Origin of the sequence: Neptunitalea chrysea, assembly GCF_027924145.1 — a bacterium.
GTDB classification, from domain to species: Bacteria; Bacteroidota; Bacteroidia; order Flavobacteriales; family Flavobacteriaceae; genus Neptunitalea; species Neptunitalea chrysea.
The window spans coordinates 24,389-41,750 of the sequence record NZ_BRVP01000026.1 but is presented as its reverse complement, the minus strand read 5'-3'; the positions used below and the strand labels follow the sequence as shown (position 1 = coordinate 41,750).

Sequence of the window (17,362 nt, the reverse complement as noted above, 5' to 3'; positions counted from 1 at the left end):
TTGAGTATTTTGTCGTAATTTGCTTGAAAGTTGTGCATATAAATTATAGTGTGGTTACTACAATTTACTGCATTTTAGCAGTTTGCACAACTTTTTATAAATGCACAACGGGTTAATAGAAGTTTACTTGTTTGGTTCTATATACTTAAAAGTACTATTAGAAATTGTATAGGGAACGTTGCTCCTAGATGAAAAGGAAGATGTTACTCAATAATTGAGATTAAATGCTTCGTGGGCTTACCTCGAGGTAGTTTACGTATTGTATTGATTAATTTAATCTATACCTTCAATCTGTTTAAAGAAAGCTCTTTTGTCAGATCTGGTTTTTTCTACGTTGATAAGTATGGTGTCTAATAACTCTATGGCTTCGTTAATGTACATGCCTTTATTCAGCATCACACAGTCGGCATGTTGTGCCATTACTGCATCGGTTATTTCCGCTCTTGAAGGAATTCCCTTTTTAGCCAAAGTTTCCATTACTTGAGTAGCCCAAACTACCGGTATGTGTGCAGAGTGGCAAATGCGCAGTAATTCTTTTTGAACTAAACCGATATTTTCCCAACCACATTCTACTGCTAAATCTCCTCTGGCAATCATTACTCCAACCAATTTATGTTTCATGGCGGTGATGATAATTTTTACAATATTCTTAAAGGCGGTCATGGTTTCAATTTTTAGAATGATACCCACTTTGGTTTCAGATTCAATCTCATTCAATGCTTCCAATAAATCATCTACATCCGATACACTGTTTACAAAGGACATGTTCACTACATCGGCATGAGTGGCAACAAACTTAAGATCTTGTTTGTCTTTAGCGGTTAATCCGGCTAATTTCAGATTACTTTCCGGAAAGTTAATTCCTTTATCAGCTCTTAATTTAGCACCCGATTCTTTAGCATAGGTAATACGTGCTTTTAAAACATCTCCCGTATTTTCTTCAACAACCCCAGAAATTTTACCGTCGTCAAAAAGAATAGCTTCACCTTTTTTTACAAGATTAAAAACCTTTTGAGAGGTACATGAAATACAAGCAGGTTTCACAATGTTTCCTTCTTTGTCCAATTGTGCCGGCATTCCGTCTATTTGGTTTTTATGGATGGTAATGTAATCTCCTTTTTTTAATATCAGGTATTGCTCTAATGGAGGGATTTCGCCAATTTTAAAAGAAATATTTTTCTTGAAAATAAACAATTCATTATCTGTTTGTAGGTAAGCAGAAACATTACTGTGTACCCATACCAATTTACGTTCTTTCACAATAACTTTTAATTCACGTACTTTATCTCGGGTATCATAAAAGCGTATGACGTCACCTTCTTCAAGAGCATTTATCATACTTTCCGGAACCGGTATGTAATTGTTTTCTTCATCAGGAAACAATTCACCCTCTTTGATTAAAATTGCCACGGCGGGATTTACAACATGTCCTAAAGCATCTCTATCTGGGGTAAGGTGCACTACTTTGGGACCTGACTTAATAGCACCTGTGCGTATTTTTGGTCCGCCTAAATCCATAGAAATCGTGACTTTTTTATCAAGTTTTTCCATGGCTGTTTTAGTATTTTCTATAATTTGTAGCCAGGTTTCTTCATCGTCATGCGCGCAGTTAATACGAACGGTGTTCATACCGTTTTCCATCATGCCGTAAACAATATTAGGGTCTTTAGCAGAGGTGTTGGGTTGTGTAACCATAATACGTACATGACGTTTTTTCTTTTTGTCACCAAGCAATGCCTTTACTCTTTTCTGCAATGTTTTCTGAGCCATTTTAAAGGTGAGTTCCGGTTCTTCATCGTTGCAAGGTGCATCGCCAATACTTAAGGCTAATAACTTTTTAGTAGCAATAAGACTAAACATTACATTCCCTTCTGCATTTTTTAATCCGCTAAATCCATTTTTAAAAACAAAAGATTGTAATTCGCCTGAATGATAGCGTCTGAAAACCAAATAGTGAATAAGATTTTTTGCACTATGCTTATATTCTTCGTTTAGTGTTTGTAGTTGTGGTCTATATTTTTCTTCTTCTTCAAGGCATAAATGAATAATTTCATCTATTCTAGCAATAGCTTTTCTTGTTTTTTCTATTGTCTTAATTGTGTGTTCTATGGCCATAAGTTACAATACATATAGAGTGATAGCGTGTAATACACCCAGATTATCTCAAAAATACGAAGGGGGTGATTTATTAACAATTACTAGACTTCAAAAAAATATTAAATTTTCTAACAAATGATATTTGTTGGTTTAATTAACATCTTTTTTAAGCGTTCTTCATAACGTCTGATTACTAATTAGAATTTTTTGTAATTTTGCACTCTTAATTCAAGAGTTTACTTATGTTAGAAAGATTGCAATATGTAAAACAGCGTTTTGATGAGGTGTCTGATCTTATTATCCAACCGGATGTAATTGCAGACCAAAGACGTTATGTGGAGTTAAATAAGGAGTATAAAGATTTGAAAGCTCTTGTAGAGAAAAGAGAAGAGTATGTTCTCTTAACATCCAATATAGATGAAGCCAATGAAATTATTGCTGATGGGGGTGATGATGAGATGGTTGAAATGGCTAAAATGCAATTGGAAGAAGCTAAAGAACGCTTACCTCAGTTAGAGGAGGAGATAAAATATATGTTGATTCCTAAAGATCCGGAAGATGCTAAAAACGTAATGGTAGAAATAAGAGCCGGTACAGGAGGTGATGAAGCCAGTATTTTTGCAGGAGATCTTTATAGAATGTACACCAAGTATTGTGAAGGTAAAGGATGGAGAACTTCTTTAGTAGATATGAATGAAGGTACCTCAGGCGGGTTTAAAGAAATTGTTTTTGAAGTAAGCGGTGAAGATGTTTACGGGACCTTAAAGTTTGAAGCAGGTGTACACCGTGTGCAACGTGTTCCGCAAACTGAAACGCAAGGTAGAGTACATACCTCTGCTGCTACTGTAATGGTTTTACCAGAAGCTGAAGAGTTTGATGTGCAGATTGACATGAACGATGTACGTATTGATTTATTTTGTTCTTCAGGGCCAGGGGGGCAGTCTGTGAATACTACGAAATCTGCTGTACGATTAACACACGTACCTACGGGATTAGTAGCACAATGTCAGGATCAGAAGTCACAGCATAAGAATAAAGATAAAGCACTTCAGGTATTACGTTCTAGATTATACGAGATGGAGCTTGCTAAAAAGCAGGAAGAAGATGCTCAAAAAAGAAATTCTCAGGTAAGTAGTGGAGACCGTTCTGCTAAAATTCGTACCTATAACTATCCACAAGGTCGTGTTACCGATCATAGAATTGGATTAACATTATATGATTTGGATGGTATTATTAACGGTAACCTTCAAAAAGTAATTGATGAGTTACAGTTAGTAGCAAATACAGAAAAATTAAAAGAATCGGAAGTTTTTTAATTGACTTAAAACGGAATGACAACAACACAACTTACGTCTGAAATTAGAAAGAAGCAATCTTTTTTATGTGTAGGACTAGATATAGATTTAAATAAGATTCCGAAGTTTTTATTAGAAAAAGAAGATCCTATTTTTGAGTTTAATAAAGCTATTATAGATGCTACACATGATGTAACCGTAGCCTATAAACCCAATATAGCTTTTTATGAGGCCTATGGTATTAAAGGTTGGAAAGCTCTAGATAAAACCATTAGATACTTAAACGAAAAGTATCCTGATGTTTTTACCATTGCCGATGCAAAAAGGGGAGATATAGGAAATACGGCAAGTATGTATGCCAAAGCTTTTTTTGAAGATTTAAATTTTGACAGTGTGACCGTAGCACCATATATGGGAAGAGACAGTGTTGAACCTTTTTTAAACTTTGAAAATAAGCATACCATCTTATTGGCATTAACATCTAATAATGGGGCATACGATTTTCAAACCAAGCAATTAGAAGGTAGAGAATTGTATAAAGAAGTTCTAGAAGTATCTAAGACCTATGCGAATAGCAATCGGTTAATGTATGTAGTAGGAGCCACAAAGGCTTCTTACTTTACAGAAATTAGAAAGATTGTTCCGAATGCCTTTTTATTAGTTCCGGGGGTTGGCGCTCAGGGAGGAAGCCTTGATGAGGTTTGTAAAAATGGGATCTCTGAAAATGTAGGTCTACTAATTAATTCTACAAGAGGAATTATTTATGCTTCCAACAAAGAAGACTTTGCTGAGGTAGCGAGAAATGAAGCATTAAAATTACAGCAACAAATGCAGGCGTATTTGTAAAAATCTAATCCTTTCAATTTTTATTTTTATTCTTAAAATTTGATTTTCAAGGTTTTACTTTTTTATGTATAAAATATTATTTTATCTTTAATAGATTTTTATAATAAATTGTTAGGATATACCATATTAAAAAATGATTCTACCTCACAATGGTTAACACTGGTGCATGGTGCGAGTGCGAGTGCCAGTATCTGGAAGTATCAGATTGAATTTTTTAAGAAATACTATAATATAGTAATCCTTGATTTTAATGGGTATACTGAAAATGATTTCAATTTAAACGGTTCCCATATTTATAGTATAGAATTTATAGCAAAAGAGGTTATAGAACTTTTAGATAAGGAACAAATAAAGAGTTCTCATTTCGTTGGAGCTTCTTTGGGTAATTTAATCATACGTCAAATTTTAGAAGAATATCCCGAAATGGTGAATGGTGTGGTAATGACATCGGCCATATTAAACATTAATTTTATGTTTTCTATGGTTTTGTATGCCTTCCTTTTTTTAGGAAGGTTTGTACCACATAAATATTTATATTCAGTTTCGGTAGCGGTTAGTTTTCCGATGCCTTGTAATAAGCTAACCAGAGAGTTGTTTTTGGGTACAAAGGAGCTTTTTTCTAAAGAGATGTATAGATTGTGGTTACGTATGGCAAAAGAGAACTTTGCATTAATGCATTTTTTTAATTTGGTAGGATTGCGGTCTGAAGTACTTTTTATAAATGGAAATCAGGATTATATGTTTTTGCCTTTTGTTAAAAAGTTTGTAAAAGAGAATGACAGCGCTAAGTTAAAGATTATCGAAAAAAGTGGACATGGTGTGAATATTGATAAAAAAGATATTTATAATAAGGCAGTTTTAACCTACTTACGACGAGTTGAAAGTAAAAGACGTGTTAACCAAGGTGTTTATGAATCTCAGGTAGATTATCTAAAATAAAAAAGACCAATCGGTAAATTGGTCTTTTGTAATGCTAATTCAAAAAATTTTTGTCCAACTATATGCCTTAAACAGGAATTCGAGGCAAATGTCTAAAAATTAATATTTTAACAGGTTAATTTAAGTTTAGCAGTACATTAAATTAAACGAATGTTTTTTTAATCTTGTGCTCCGAAAACCTTCTTTAATAAGTCTGTAGTTCTTGAATTAAGGTCTGTTCTTATTTCTTTTTCTTCTACAGCAATCATTGTAAATACCCCATTTAGAGCCTTTTGGGTTACATAATCGGTTAAGTCAGGATTAATATCTTTTGTAAGTGGTAAGCTATTATACTTAGAAATGATGGTAGCCCAAATATCATTAGCTCCTACTTTATCGAAAGATTCTTTAACTACGGGAGAAAATTTTTCATATAATGGAGTTGTTGTTTTTGCTTCAAGATAGGAAGTAGCCGCATTATCTTCACCCATTAGTATGTTTTTAGCATCGGTAAAAGTGATACCCTTTACAGCATCAACAAAAATTGGAGTAGCTTCTTTTACCGCATCCTCTGCTGCTCTGTTCATAGCAATAATACCTTTATCTGCTAAATCTCCCATACCAAATCTTCTTAGGGTAGCATCTACTTTAGAAAGCTCACTAGGTAACGTTATTTTTACCAAATTATTTTTATAAAAACCATTTTCTGCTGTTAATTTTTCTACTTGTTCATCAATCCCCTTATCTAACGCTTCTCTTAAACCTGCAGCAATATCTGTGGCGCTTAAGTCTATATCTCCACTGGTTACGGCATCTGTGGCTTTGTCAATTACATTTCCAAGATTAATTTGTGCCTGTGTGTTGCTAAAAACCAATGTAAGGAATACAATAACAACTAAATTTTTTATGGTCATTTTATAATATTTATGTGGTTTCAATTTGCAAAGTAACAATGTATAAGTATGTTTTCATATTTATAAAAGCTTAATTAATTAAATTTTAACAAAATTAATTAGCTGAAAATGATTGTCTTATTGTCATGTACAATGGTTTTTCTTTCTATATGTAATTTAATAGCTCTTGAAAGGACTATCTTTTCAAGGTCTTTTCCCTTCATTATAAGGTCTTTAATACTGTGTGTATGTGTTACGCGTGTAACGTCTTGTTCTATAATAGGGCCTGCATCTAGTTCTTCGGTTACATAATGACTGGTGGCTCCAATAATTTTTACTCCTCTTTTAAAAGCCGAGTGATAAGGCTTGGCTCCCACAAAGGCAGGTAAAAAAGAATGGTGAATATTAATTATTTTATTAGGGTACAACGTAATTATTTTTTCTGATACTATTTGCATATACCTTGCCAAAACAATAAAGTCAATATTAAATTCTTTAAGCAATGCTATTTGTTTTGCCTCGGCTTCTTTTTTTGTGTCTTTGGTTACAGGGACATGGTGATAGGGTATTTTAAAGTTGTGAGCCACTGGTTCCAAATCGGGATGATTGCTTATAATTAGTGGAATTTCAACGTTCCATTCTCTGGCATTATAACGACTTAGAATATCATATAAACAGTGATCATATTTAGATACAAATAGCGCCATTTTTGGAGTATAATCAGAGGTGTACATTTTCCATTTCATTTGGTATGTATCTCCAATCTCTGTTCCAAAATTGGTTTTAAAAAGATCGTAGTTAAAATCGCTACTATCAAAAACGCTTTCCAGACGCATAAAGAAGATACCATTTTCACTATCTACATGTTGGTCTATATACACAATGTTTCCCCCGCTGTTATATATATAATTGGTTACGGTAGCTATAATTCCGGAAGTGTCTTTGCAATGTATTAATATCAATATTTTGTGCATATGCTGTAGTTTATAATAATAAAAGTAAGATAATTAGTGTATAGTTAGCCGTATTTATGGTTTTTGCATACAATTTTTGAATACTTTAGTGTGGAAAGTTCTTTTTGGTAATATTTTTGAGTTGTGAAAAGAAGTTTGCTAACTAATAGCAAGTATGAATAAAGATGATTGTTTTATTTAGGTTAAGTTTTAATTTGTAGAGGTGTAATGCATTATCTTTTTCTGTATTTTTCTAATGTGATATTTAATTTTTTTGAATGAGAAAAATTGTTGTCTTACTATTATTTCCGGTTTTATGCTTTGGGCAACCTATGAAGGTAGCCAATGTTCTTGAGTCAAATAAGATTATTGATTATAAGAATCAAAAATTGATTTTATTGGATTTTTGGGCAACTTGGTGCGGTCCATGTATACCTGCTACCGAGCAATTGGAGGTTCTTCAGAAACAGTATGCAAACGAATTGTTTATGATTTCTATAACAGATGAACAGAAAAATGCGGTACAGAAATATTTGAAAAAGAGACCTATTGATTTAATGGTAGTAACTGATCAAGATTCATATACGTTTTCTAGGTATAATGTAATTTCGAGACCGTATGCAGTACTGTTTACTACAGAGGGCGATATTATATGGAAGGGGCATCCGGGTGATTTAACGGACAAAAAAATCAATGTATATTTAAAAAAATACCGTGGTAATAAGAGTAAAAAGCTTTCTTCCTTTATGAAAGTGGTTAAGCAAGAAACGGTGAAGTTGGATGATATTAATACGTATGAAATCGAAAAAGTTTCAGGGGAGGCTACACATTATGAAGATTTCTACAAAGAGGATGAAAAATTTATTGAATTCAGAGGAGATCTTTCTGTTTTAATGGCAAAGCTATTGAATATAGCTACGGCAGATATGATTGCTGATTTTACAGATTTTAAGGTGAGCTTTAAAGCAAATAGGCAGTATTATACCTCAAAAAATGAGGAGTTATTAAATGAAGTACTGAACAAATATCATTTACGAATGGAGAAGGAGTCACAGAGCGAGCAAGTAAATGAACTAAAAGTGGTAAATAGTAATATGTTATGGAGGAATGATCAAATAAATTGGTCGGAGGGAAGTGATGAAAATTCTTCTAATTTTCTTATTACTACAGATAGAATAGAAGCGGATAATCTTACTATTCGTGAATTAGCAAATTTACTTTCTGATGTTAAAGGAATTTCATTTGTATATAATGGGAAGGATGAGAATCTCTATGATTGGAACTTACATTATCTTCACGATAATTTATTTAGAGAAGATTTGGAGGATACCTTTGGTATTAAAGTACAGCAAAAGGTTATGAAAATAACCAAAATAAGAATAAAAAAAGAGTAGCCTGTTTAGACTACTCTAGATGGTATTTCATTAATATTTTCTAAGTACTTATTGGATAATTCTGAATTCGGTTCTTCTGTTTACCTGATGTTCAGCTTCTGTACAGTTAACCCCATTAGAACATCTATTTTTTAGTCTTGTTTCACCATATCCTTTAGCTTCAAGTCTATTTCTCTTAATTCCTTTAGATACAAGATAGTTCACAACACTCTGAGCTCTTTGTTGAGATAAACTCATATTATAGTCGTCATTACCTCTAGAGTCGGTGTGAGCCATAATTTCAACTCTTAAGTTTGTTTTCTCCTTCATTAATTTTAGTAAGTTATCATCAATGATTTTCTTAGACTCACTAGTTAGTCTTGCGCTGTTATATTTATAAAGTATTGGTAGTACATTATTTCCACTAGCAATTTTACAATCTACTTCTTCCCAAACGGTCATACCTCCTTTTTTAACCAGTACTGTTTTGGTAATAGTTTCTTTAACAGCAGGAACTGTTTCTTCAATAACTTTTGCAGGGGTGTCAACTACTTCTTTTTTGATGATTTTGTATTCGGCAGGAATTTCAATTTCTTTCATGGTAGCCTTTTCCTTAACCATCTCTTTTTTATAGGTTTTGTTGGCACCACTAACAGGAACCTTCTCTGTGGATGCATCCAATTTTAGTGTTTTTACAGCTAGATCTTCACTGGTGGCAGGATATTCAACAAAACAAGCAACCATACAATCTTCTTTATTGGCAGATGGGCAATCTTCTAATACTTTGTACTCCCAACGTCCAATTTTAGGGTACGTTTCAAAAGTTTTTACTTCATCACCAAATTCAGCAGGAACAACTTTAAGGTTGTTAGTTTCTTCTTTAGAAGTATAAGATACCTCTACAGTTTCATAAACCGCAGGAACATAAACTAGTTTTTTAGAAGCTTCCTTAACAAGTACCTTTTCTTCAACCGTTTTATAAGTAGCAGGAAGGGTTTTTAATTTTTTGTATTCAGGAGAAATTACAACGGTTTCGGTAACTTCTTTGAATTCATCAGGTGTAATACATTTAATGTAGCATTTACCCGGATCGGCATTAGGGGGTAGTTCTTGAGCCCAAATTGTTAACCCTGTGAATAACAGGATTGTGAAGGTTAAAAATTGTTTCATTTTGTAAAAAGATAAAAGTTAGTTTTTATAAGTGAGAGTTAAATTTAGTGACTAATATTACCTTCTAACATTTTTTTAAGTTATTAAAAAATCAATTTAACATTAAGTTAACTATTTGTAAATCATACATGTATGTTTAATTTAAAAAATTCGTAATTTTACAAGGTAAAAATTGTAAAATTGTTAAGCGTATAAAAACAACGTTGTGTTAACATGAAAAAACCAAATATATACCAACCCCAAAATAAAATTAGAATTGTTACTGCTGCATCCCTTTTTGACGGACACGATGCCTCTATTAACATTATGAGGCGTATTATTCAGGCTACCGGAGTAGAAGTAATACATTTAGGACATGATAGGAGTGTAGAAGAAGTTGTTACTACGGCTATACAAGAAGATGCCAATGCTATTGCTATGACATCTTACCAAGGTGGTCACATGGAGTACTTTAAATATATGTATGATTTGTTAAAAGAAAAAGGAGCATCTCATATACGTGTTTTTGGAGGCGGAGGTGGAGTTATTCTGCCGGAAGAAATAGACGAACTACAAGCTTATGGAATTACTAGAATCTACTCTCCGGATGATGGGAGAGAACTTGGTTTGCAAGGAATGATTAACGACTTGGTAGAGAAATCGGATTTTGCCATAGGAGCTGATTTAAAAAATGAAGCTGATTTAATAGCTAAAAAGGATATAAACGCTATTGCTAGATTGATATCAGCAGCGGAAAATTTTCCAGAGAATTCAAAGAGCGCTTTTGCTAAAGTTGAAAAATTAATTGAAAACAGTGGTACTCCTGTGTTGGGTATTACGGGTACAGGTGGTGCAGGTAAGTCATCATTAGTAGATGAGTTGGTACGTAGGTTTTTAATTGATTTTCCTGAGAAAACAATTGGTATTGTATCAGTAGATCCTTCTAAACGTAAAACAGGAGGGGCGTTACTTGGAGACCGTATACGAATGAATGCTATTAATACCAACAGAGTCTACATGCGTTCATTGGCTACAAGACAATCAAATTTAGCATTATCTAAGCATGTTGCAGATGCTGTAAAGGTACTTAAAGCAGCACAGTACGATTTGGTTATCTTAGAGACTTCGGGTATCGGACAAAGTGATACCGAAATTTTAGATCATTCAGATGTTTCGTTATATGTAATGACTCCAGAATTTGGAGCAGCTACTCAATTGGAGAAAATTGATATGCTGGATTTTGCCGATTTGGTAGCAATAAATAAGTTTGATAAAAGAGGTGCTCTTGATGCTTTAAGAGATGTTAAAAAGCAGTACCAAAGAAATCATATGTTATTTGATGCAAATGTTGATGAGATGCCTGTTTACGGAACTATTGCTTCGCAGTTTAATGATCCTGGAACAAACTTATTATATCGTGATTTAATGGGGGCTATGGTAGAGAAGGCTGGTGCAGACTTAAGCTCTACTTTTGAAATCTCAAAAGAAATGAGTGAGAAGATATTCGTAATTCCTTCGAGCAGAACCAGGTATTTATCTGAGATTGCAGAAAACAACCGTGGGTACGATAATAAGGTGGTTGCACAGAGTGAAGTAGCTCAAAAGTTATATGGTATTTTTAAAACGCTCTGTACGGTAGTTCATTGCGAAGATAGTGCAAAGCAAGAGGCGTTATTGTATGAGCACGGATTACAATTAGAAGTGTTACAAGCCTATATTACAGAAGAAAATAAGCAGTTTTCAGATTTATTAATAGCCGAGTTTAATAAGGTAAAAATGAATTTAGACCCTTATAACTGGGAGGTTATCATAGGTTGGAAAACCAAGGTGAATGCTTATAAGAATCCTATTTATAGTTTTCAGGTGCGTAACCGTACTATTGAAATAAAAACGCATACAGAGTCGTTATCGCACTCTCAAATACCAAAGATAGCATTGCCTAAATATGCAGCTTGGGGAGATATTTTAAAATGGGTATTGCAGGAAAATGTACCTGGAGAGTTTCCTTATACCTCAGGATTGTATCCATTTAAAAGAGAAGGTGAAGATCCTACACGTATGTTTGCGGGTGAAGGCGGTCCTGAAAGAACGAACAGAAGATTTCATTATGTAAGTTTAGGAATGCCTGCAAAAAGATTGTCTACTGCATTTGATTCGGTAACGCTGTATGGTAACGATCCTGATCATAGACCTGATATATATGGAAAGATAGGGAATGCCGGAGTATCTATTTGTTGTTTAGATGACGCTAAAAAATTGTATTCAGGGTTTGATTTGAGCAATCCTACTACTTCTGTATCCATGACTATTAATGGGCCGGCACCAATGTTGTTGGGCTTTTTTATGAATGCGGCAATAGATCAGAATTGCGAGAAGTATATTAAAGAAAACGGATTAGAAGGTACCGTAGAAACAAAGCTAGCAGAGATTTACGATGCTAAAGGCATAGAAAGACCTTCTTATAAAGGTGCACTTCCTGAAGGAAATGACGGATTAGGTTTAATGCTATTAGGTGTAACAGGAGATCAGGTATTACCTAAAGAAGTATATGACAAAATAAAAATAGAAACCCTAACTCAGGTTAGAGGAACTGTACAGGCCGATATATTAAAAGAAGATCAGGCACAGAATACGTGTATATTTTCAACTGAATTTGCCCTTCGTTTAATGGGGGATGTTCAGGAGTATTTTATTAATGAAAAAGTAAGAAACTTTTATTCGGTTTCTATTTCTGGGTACCATATTGCGGAGGCTGGTGCTAATCCTATTACACAATTAGCATTTACCTTAGCTAATGGATTTACGTATGTAGAATACTATTTGAGTAGAGGAATGGATATTAACGACTTTGGACCTAACCTGTCGTTTTTCTTTTCTAATGGTATTGACCCTGAATATGCGGTGATTGGAAGAGTAGCCAGAAGATTATGGGCAAAAGCACTGAAATATAAGTACAATGCCAATGCACGTGCGCAAATGTTGAAATATCATATACAAACTTCAGGGCGGTCATTACACGCTCAAGAAATCGATTTTAATGATATTAGAACAACACTTCAGGCGTTATATGCTATTTATGATAACTGTAATTCATTACATACTAATGCGTATGACGAGGCTATCACTACTCCTACAGAAGAATCAGTAAGAAGAGCTATGGCTATTCAGTTAATTATTAACCGTGAACTTGGTTTGGCTAAGAATGAGAATCCGTTACAAGGTTCTTTTATTATTGAAGAGCTTACCGATTTAGTTGAAGAAGCCGTGTTAACAGAATTTGATAGAATTACCGAAAGGGGAGGAGTTTTAGGAGCCATGGAAACTATGTATCAACGTTCTAAAATTCAAGAGGAGTCGTTGTATTATGAGCATTTAAAACATTCAGGGGCATTTCCGATTATAGGAGTTAATACCTTTTTAAGTAGTAAAGGTTCACCAACAACTATCCCGGGAGAGGTGATTAGAGCAACAGAAGAGGAAAAACTAAATCAAATAGCAACGCTTGAAAATCTTTATAAAACGTATGATAATCAAGCGGCTAAATGCTTGTCGGAAGTTCAGGAGGCTGCTATTCAAAATCAAAATATTTTTAACGAGTTAATGGAAGCAGCTAAGTATTGTTCTTTAGGTGAGATAACCAACGCATTGTTTGAAGTAGGAGGGCAGTATAGAAGAAATATGTAAACTTTTATAGAAAATGATATATACCAAAAGCGTGGATAGATATGTATCCACGTTTTTTTTGATTTTTCTAATATGTTTTATGACAAAGAAAGAATCTTTGTCTTTATATAGTTTAAGCGTAGCTGTTTTTAGTATAGAGTGGCATTCTTCTGCTGCTTGGGTAGTAATAGAAGAGTAAAAAAACGGTAGTTCATATGATGTGATGAATGAGGTAAGTAGGTTAAAGTTTACTCAATAATTGAGATTAAATGCTCCTTGGGTTTGCCCCTAAGTAGTTTACTTGAGGGTGCTTAATTTTAGGTATCCAATGTTAAAATTATCTTCTTTACAATTTTCATCTACTGTAAAAGTAAGCTCAAATTGAGTTTTGAATTTAGGAGCTAAAATATCTTCTACGTTGTATACATCATCTACGTCAATACCATATTTGTCATCAATATGTGAATTTGCTCCTTCAAAACCACAATGTTTGTAAAAGGATGTTTTTTTTGCTTTTTTAATAGCTTCTGCTTGCGTAGTGCCCAAGCAAAGTGTTTTGTAATGGTATTCTTCAAAATCTCCAGGTTTATAGCCTCCAAGATTTAAAAAGAAGAGTTGTTTTTCTTTTGTTCCCCCAGTTTTGGGCTGTATACTTACTTTATAGCCATCTACATATTCAACTTTACGCCAGACATCAATATGTAGTTTACCTTTAGCTTCTGGCCAAAATTCATTAAAGTCGTCTATCAAGTCTTTGAGCTCTTCGGCAATTCCGAAAAAAATATCATGTTGTTCTGTATATCTCCCTTCAGGTGTGCAACCCAGAAGAACCATAAATAAGTTCATAAATTATGAGTTTTAATTTTTAAAGTAACTTAAAAAAATATAGAAAACCTTAGCTGAGTTTATTTTTTTATTTTTGTGACTTCATAAATACTAGTTTTTTGAAAATGCTAAAATACATCCCCCTATTTTTATTATTTGTATACGTACATTCTTATTCACAGATTGATAGCTTATTAGTACCTGAGCAAAACCCTGAAAAACAAAGCTTATGGCAGCGTTTTACCTATGATGGTTTAACAGCGTATCAGGGTATTAAATATGCATATTCTAGACCATTTCATTGGAAAGAAAAAGACTTTTTAACGGCGGGAGCTTTTATAGGTAGTGAGGTTATTTTATATTCATTAGATACCAATTTAAATACTTTTTTCAGTGAACAAGATGAACATGCTCCACATATGTTAAAGCAAATAGGATGGTATTCTGGTAGTCCGCAAAATGCTTACATAGCTATGGGAAGCTTTTACCTTACAGGCTTGTTTACAAACAATCAAAAAATTAGAAGAACAGGTGTTTTAATGATAACTGCAGGGTCTGCCGCCGGGTTATTGCAAACATTTTCTAAAACAATTGTTGGACGTGCAAGACCAAAGGAAGGGCTAGGTAAGCATGCCTTTGATCCTTTTAGTAAAGCAGCAGGATTTCATTCTTTTCCTTCAGGACATTCTATTTTAACATTTACAATAGCACATTCACTAGCTAAACAGTTTGATAATATTTGGGTTAAAAGTGGTATTTATAGTGTAGGGTTAATTGCACCGTTATCAAGATTGTGGGATGGAGCTCATTGGGCAACAGATGTAACTACAGGAATTGTATTAAGTATTGTTACGGTAGATGCAGTAGATAAATTCTTATTCGCAGAAGAAAAGTATAATGTACCAGGTAAAAAGAAACTAGTTTCTTGGCATTTTAAAGCTGGTTATGGTACCATTGGTGTAGTAGGTGTTTTTTAACCTTGTTAATTAAGAATTCTTAAAGAGATTATTTTCCCAGCTTGTATGTGCTTTTCTATAAGCTATAATTTCTTGTCGTAGCAAGTGAATATAATCTTTAGCGTGCTCATAGCGCTTTTCTATATAATCACAGTACTTGTGTAATCTTGTTAACGTTTTTTTCATTCGTCTGATTTTATATCTCTTCATGCTTACATCAAACGTAGTATGTACCTCTGCAATATCCGGAACCAAACTCATGCTATCCATTACTAATTGCAACGAGTACCTATCAGATTTTTGTTTAGAGGTATTCATAGAACCAATGTCTTTATTGTCAGTTATATAAGTGGCTAGTAATCTGCTAGTCTTAAATAACTCAATAGCTTTTTTGTAAACCTCTAAATGTGTTAGCCGGTTGTTGTAAGAATTGTTTCGTGATGAATGAATGGACATAGTTTAGAGCAATTGTTTTAACAAATTTAATAAGATAATGAGTATCTTTGCTTTAGATTTTAAAGCATTTTTTTAAATTTGCTTTAATAGTTTAGGTTTTAATGAAAAAATACCTTCATGATAAAAGATGAGATAAACTGGTCTATTTTACTGTTATTACAGCAAAATGCAAGATTAACCAATGCAGAGATTGGAAGACGGGTAGGGTTGAGCTCACCGGCTGTAACTGAACGGATTAAAAAGATGGAAGATCTAGGGGTGATAAAGGGATATGCAGCCAATATAGATCATAGAGCAACCGGACATCAATTAAAGGCCATTGTAACTCTAAAGGTGTTTTCTGGTAGGTTAAAACCTTTTTTAGAAATAGTAAGAGGATTTAAAGAAGTGGTTAACTGTTACCGAATTACTGGGGTGGAGAATATTATTATGGAGGTGATATTATTTGATCAAAACCATCTTGAGGAATTTATAGATAAAGTTATACAATATGGAGAAACACGTACCCATATTATATTATCTAATGTGGTAGAGAATCGTGAAATTCAAAGAAATACCAGGAAGCGAGTTTAAACTGCTTCCTGATTTTTTTCTCTTTTTAATATTATCTTTAATAACCAAAGTACTACTACAGTAAAGGCACCTATTATTGCCATAAGCTTCCATGTGAATACATATCCGTAATGAGCGATACTTTCAAATCCTGACTTATGGCCTGCTATATGGGCAATGGAAAAGGCAATGCTATACAATCCCATATATTCTCCAAAATTCCCTCTTTTTGCTCTTTTCATAGCAAATCTATTGGAAAAAGGAAAGGCAATCATCTCTCCAAAAGTTAAGAATAACATCCCTGTAAATATAGATTCAAATCTATAGGACGAAAATAGTATAGCTATAAAACTTAATGTGGTTAAAATGGCTCCAATAATAGTACTATCTATGTTTTTGATGTTTCTCTTTTCAATATATTTTACAAGAGGCATTTCAAAAATAAAAATAAGCAAACCGTTAACTCCTAAAATAATACCAATAGTGTCCTCCGATAAATGATGGTACTCTTTATAAAAAGAAGGCATAGTTGACATTAATTGTACAAAAATGAAACTGAATAGTACCATGCTTAAGAAAAATACTAAGTATGGAAAATCGCTAAACACCGATGATGGATTTTCAGTTTTATGAGTGTCTATTTCTTTTGCCTTTTTAGGGTGTAATACTTTTAATAACAGTAGCCCTGCAATGATACATGTAATAGCATCTACCCAGAATAGTCCCGAGAATCCTGCGGTTACAATTATGAAACCACCAACAGCAGGACCGGCTGAGAAGCCAAGGTTAATAGCTAAACGTATTAAGGTTAGCGACCTGGTTTTGTTTTCCTCTTTACTATAAACATTTAAAGCGGTAAAAACAGCGGGTCTAAATGTATCTGCAACCATCATTACTAAAAAAATTCCAAGAGAGAAAGAGTAAAAGCTATTTAGGAATTGAAGTCCCCAAAAGAAAAAACCAGTAGCAACCAAGCTACCAACCATAACTTTATAATAACCAATTTTATCAGTTAATTTCCCCCCAATCCATGAACCTGCTACAGACCCAAAACCAAAACAAATCATGACAGTTCCTATTTGTTCTTTTGAAAATTTAAGATAATCTCCAAGGTAGATTGATAGAAAAGGAATCACCATAGTCCCTGCTCTGTTAATAAGTGTTATTAAAGCAAGCCACCAAACCTCTTTAGAGAGCCCTTTAAATGAATTTAGATAGTTTAAAGTAATTTTTTTCATTGGTTTATATATAAAAAAAATCCCGATACATTACATATCGGGATTTCTGATTGATTGTTATTTTATAAGTTAAAATTACAGCACGTCCCGATGCCTCCATATCATTTGATATGAACATTTTACGGTATGTATAGTAATATTTAACATG

At 33.5% G+C, this 17,362-nt stretch carries 14 protein-coding genes; 7 read left to right on the top strand and 7 right to left on the bottom strand.

Annotated features, from left to right (window positions below):
* Positions 1 to 273: 273 nt before the first annotated feature.
* The gene (locus tag NBRC110019_RS14855) at positions 274 to 2,115 is read right to left on the bottom strand and encodes a pyruvate kinase (RefSeq protein ID WP_281756161.1); all 1,842 of its coding nucleotides are present in this window, start codon (positions 2,113 to 2,115) and stop codon (positions 274 to 276) included.
* Positions 2,116 to 2,339: 224 nt separating this feature from the next.
* Between NBRC110019_RS14855 and prfA the strand changes: the two genes are divergently transcribed.
* The 3 genes from prfA (at position 2,340) to NBRC110019_RS14840 (ending at position 5,177) form a co-directional block, all read left to right on the top strand.
* Positions 2,340 to 3,413: a peptide chain release factor 1 gene (gene prfA, locus NBRC110019_RS14850; RefSeq protein WP_281756159.1), complete on the top strand. Its 1,074-nt coding sequence runs from the start codon at positions 2,340 to 2,342 to the stop codon at positions 3,411 to 3,413.
* Positions 3,414 to 3,428: 15 nt separating this feature from the next.
* On the top strand, positions 3,429 to 4,238 hold the full coding sequence (pyrF, locus tag NBRC110019_RS14845) for an orotidine-5'-phosphate decarboxylase (protein ID WP_281756157.1): 810 nt from the start codon (positions 3,429 to 3,431) through the stop codon (positions 4,236 to 4,238).
* A gap of 108 nt (positions 4,239 to 4,346) precedes the next feature.
* Positions 4,347 to 5,177, top strand: coding sequence for an alpha/beta fold hydrolase (locus tag NBRC110019_RS14840; RefSeq protein WP_281756155.1), 831 nt, complete (start codon positions 4,347 to 4,349; stop codon positions 5,175 to 5,177).
* Positions 5,178 to 5,335: 158 nt separating this feature from the next.
* Here NBRC110019_RS14840 and NBRC110019_RS14835 read toward each other — a convergent pair whose 3' ends face one another.
* Positions 5,336 to 6,070: a DUF4197 domain-containing protein gene (locus NBRC110019_RS14835; protein ID WP_281756153.1), complete on the bottom strand. Its 735-nt coding sequence runs from the start codon at positions 6,068 to 6,070 to the stop codon at positions 5,336 to 5,338.
* A 98-nt stretch (positions 6,071 to 6,168) separates the two neighbouring features.
* A complete protein-coding gene (gene purU / locus NBRC110019_RS14830; RefSeq protein ID WP_281756151.1) occupies positions 6,169 to 7,023 on the bottom strand; it encodes a formyltetrahydrofolate deformylase in 855 nt (284 codons plus the stop codon).
* Between the two features lie 257 nt (positions 7,024 to 7,280).
* Between purU and NBRC110019_RS14825 the strand changes: the two genes are divergently transcribed.
* Positions 7,281 to 8,396 carry a TlpA family protein disulfide reductase gene (locus NBRC110019_RS14825; RefSeq protein WP_281756149.1) on the top strand — a complete coding sequence of 372 codons (1,116 nt, stop codon included), beginning with the start codon at positions 7,281 to 7,283 and terminating at the stop codon, positions 8,394 to 8,396.
* 48 nt (positions 8,397 to 8,444) lie between these two features.
* On the opposite strand, the gene NBRC110019_RS14820 is transcribed toward NBRC110019_RS14825, so the two are convergent.
* The gene (locus NBRC110019_RS14820; protein WP_281756147.1) at positions 8,445 to 9,545 is read right to left on the bottom strand and encodes an OmpA family protein; all 1,101 of its coding nucleotides are present in this window, start codon (positions 9,543 to 9,545) and stop codon (positions 8,445 to 8,447) included.
* 213 nt (positions 9,546 to 9,758) lie between these two features.
* On the opposite strand from NBRC110019_RS14820, the gene NBRC110019_RS14815 reads away from it, so the two are divergent.
* Complete coding sequence (locus NBRC110019_RS14815; protein ID WP_281756145.1) at positions 9,759 to 13,208, top strand: methylmalonyl-CoA mutase family protein; 3,450 nt, start codon at positions 9,759 to 9,761, stop codon at positions 13,206 to 13,208.
* Positions 13,209 to 13,484: 276 nt separating this feature from the next.
* Here the strand turns inward: NBRC110019_RS14815 and NBRC110019_RS14810 are convergent, their stop codons facing one another.
* Entirely contained in the window at positions 13,485 to 14,033 is a 549-nt protein-coding gene (locus NBRC110019_RS14810) for a DUF1543 domain-containing protein (RefSeq protein WP_281756143.1), read from the bottom strand.
* 104 nt (positions 14,034 to 14,137) lie between these two features.
* On the opposite strand from NBRC110019_RS14810, the gene NBRC110019_RS14805 reads away from it, so the two are divergent.
* The gene (locus tag NBRC110019_RS14805; RefSeq protein ID WP_281756142.1) at positions 14,138 to 14,989 is read left to right on the top strand and encodes a phosphatase PAP2 family protein; all 852 of its coding nucleotides are present in this window, start codon (positions 14,138 to 14,140) and stop codon (positions 14,987 to 14,989) included.
* 9 nt (positions 14,990 to 14,998) lie between these two features.
* On the opposite strand, the gene NBRC110019_RS14800 is transcribed toward NBRC110019_RS14805, so the two are convergent.
* Positions 14,999 to 15,424 carry a hypothetical protein gene (locus NBRC110019_RS14800; RefSeq protein WP_281756140.1) on the bottom strand — a complete coding sequence of 142 codons (426 nt, stop codon included), beginning with the start codon at positions 15,422 to 15,424 and terminating at the stop codon, positions 14,999 to 15,001.
* Positions 15,425 to 15,541: 117 nt separating this feature from the next.
* Here NBRC110019_RS14800 and NBRC110019_RS14795 point away from each other — a divergent pair, with 117 nt between their 5' ends.
* Positions 15,542 to 15,997, top strand: coding sequence for an Lrp/AsnC family transcriptional regulator (locus tag NBRC110019_RS14795; protein ID WP_281756139.1), 456 nt, complete (start codon positions 15,542 to 15,544; stop codon positions 15,995 to 15,997).
* Here the strand turns inward: NBRC110019_RS14795 and NBRC110019_RS14790 are convergent.
* The gene (locus tag NBRC110019_RS14790; RefSeq protein ID WP_281756137.1) at positions 15,994 to 17,214 is read right to left on the bottom strand and encodes an MDR family MFS transporter; all 1,221 of its coding nucleotides are present in this window, start codon (positions 17,212 to 17,214) and stop codon (positions 15,994 to 15,996) included. The two genes, NBRC110019_RS14795 and NBRC110019_RS14790, sit on opposite strands and share 4 nt — an antisense overlap.
* Positions 17,215 to 17,362: the final 148 nt, after the last annotated feature.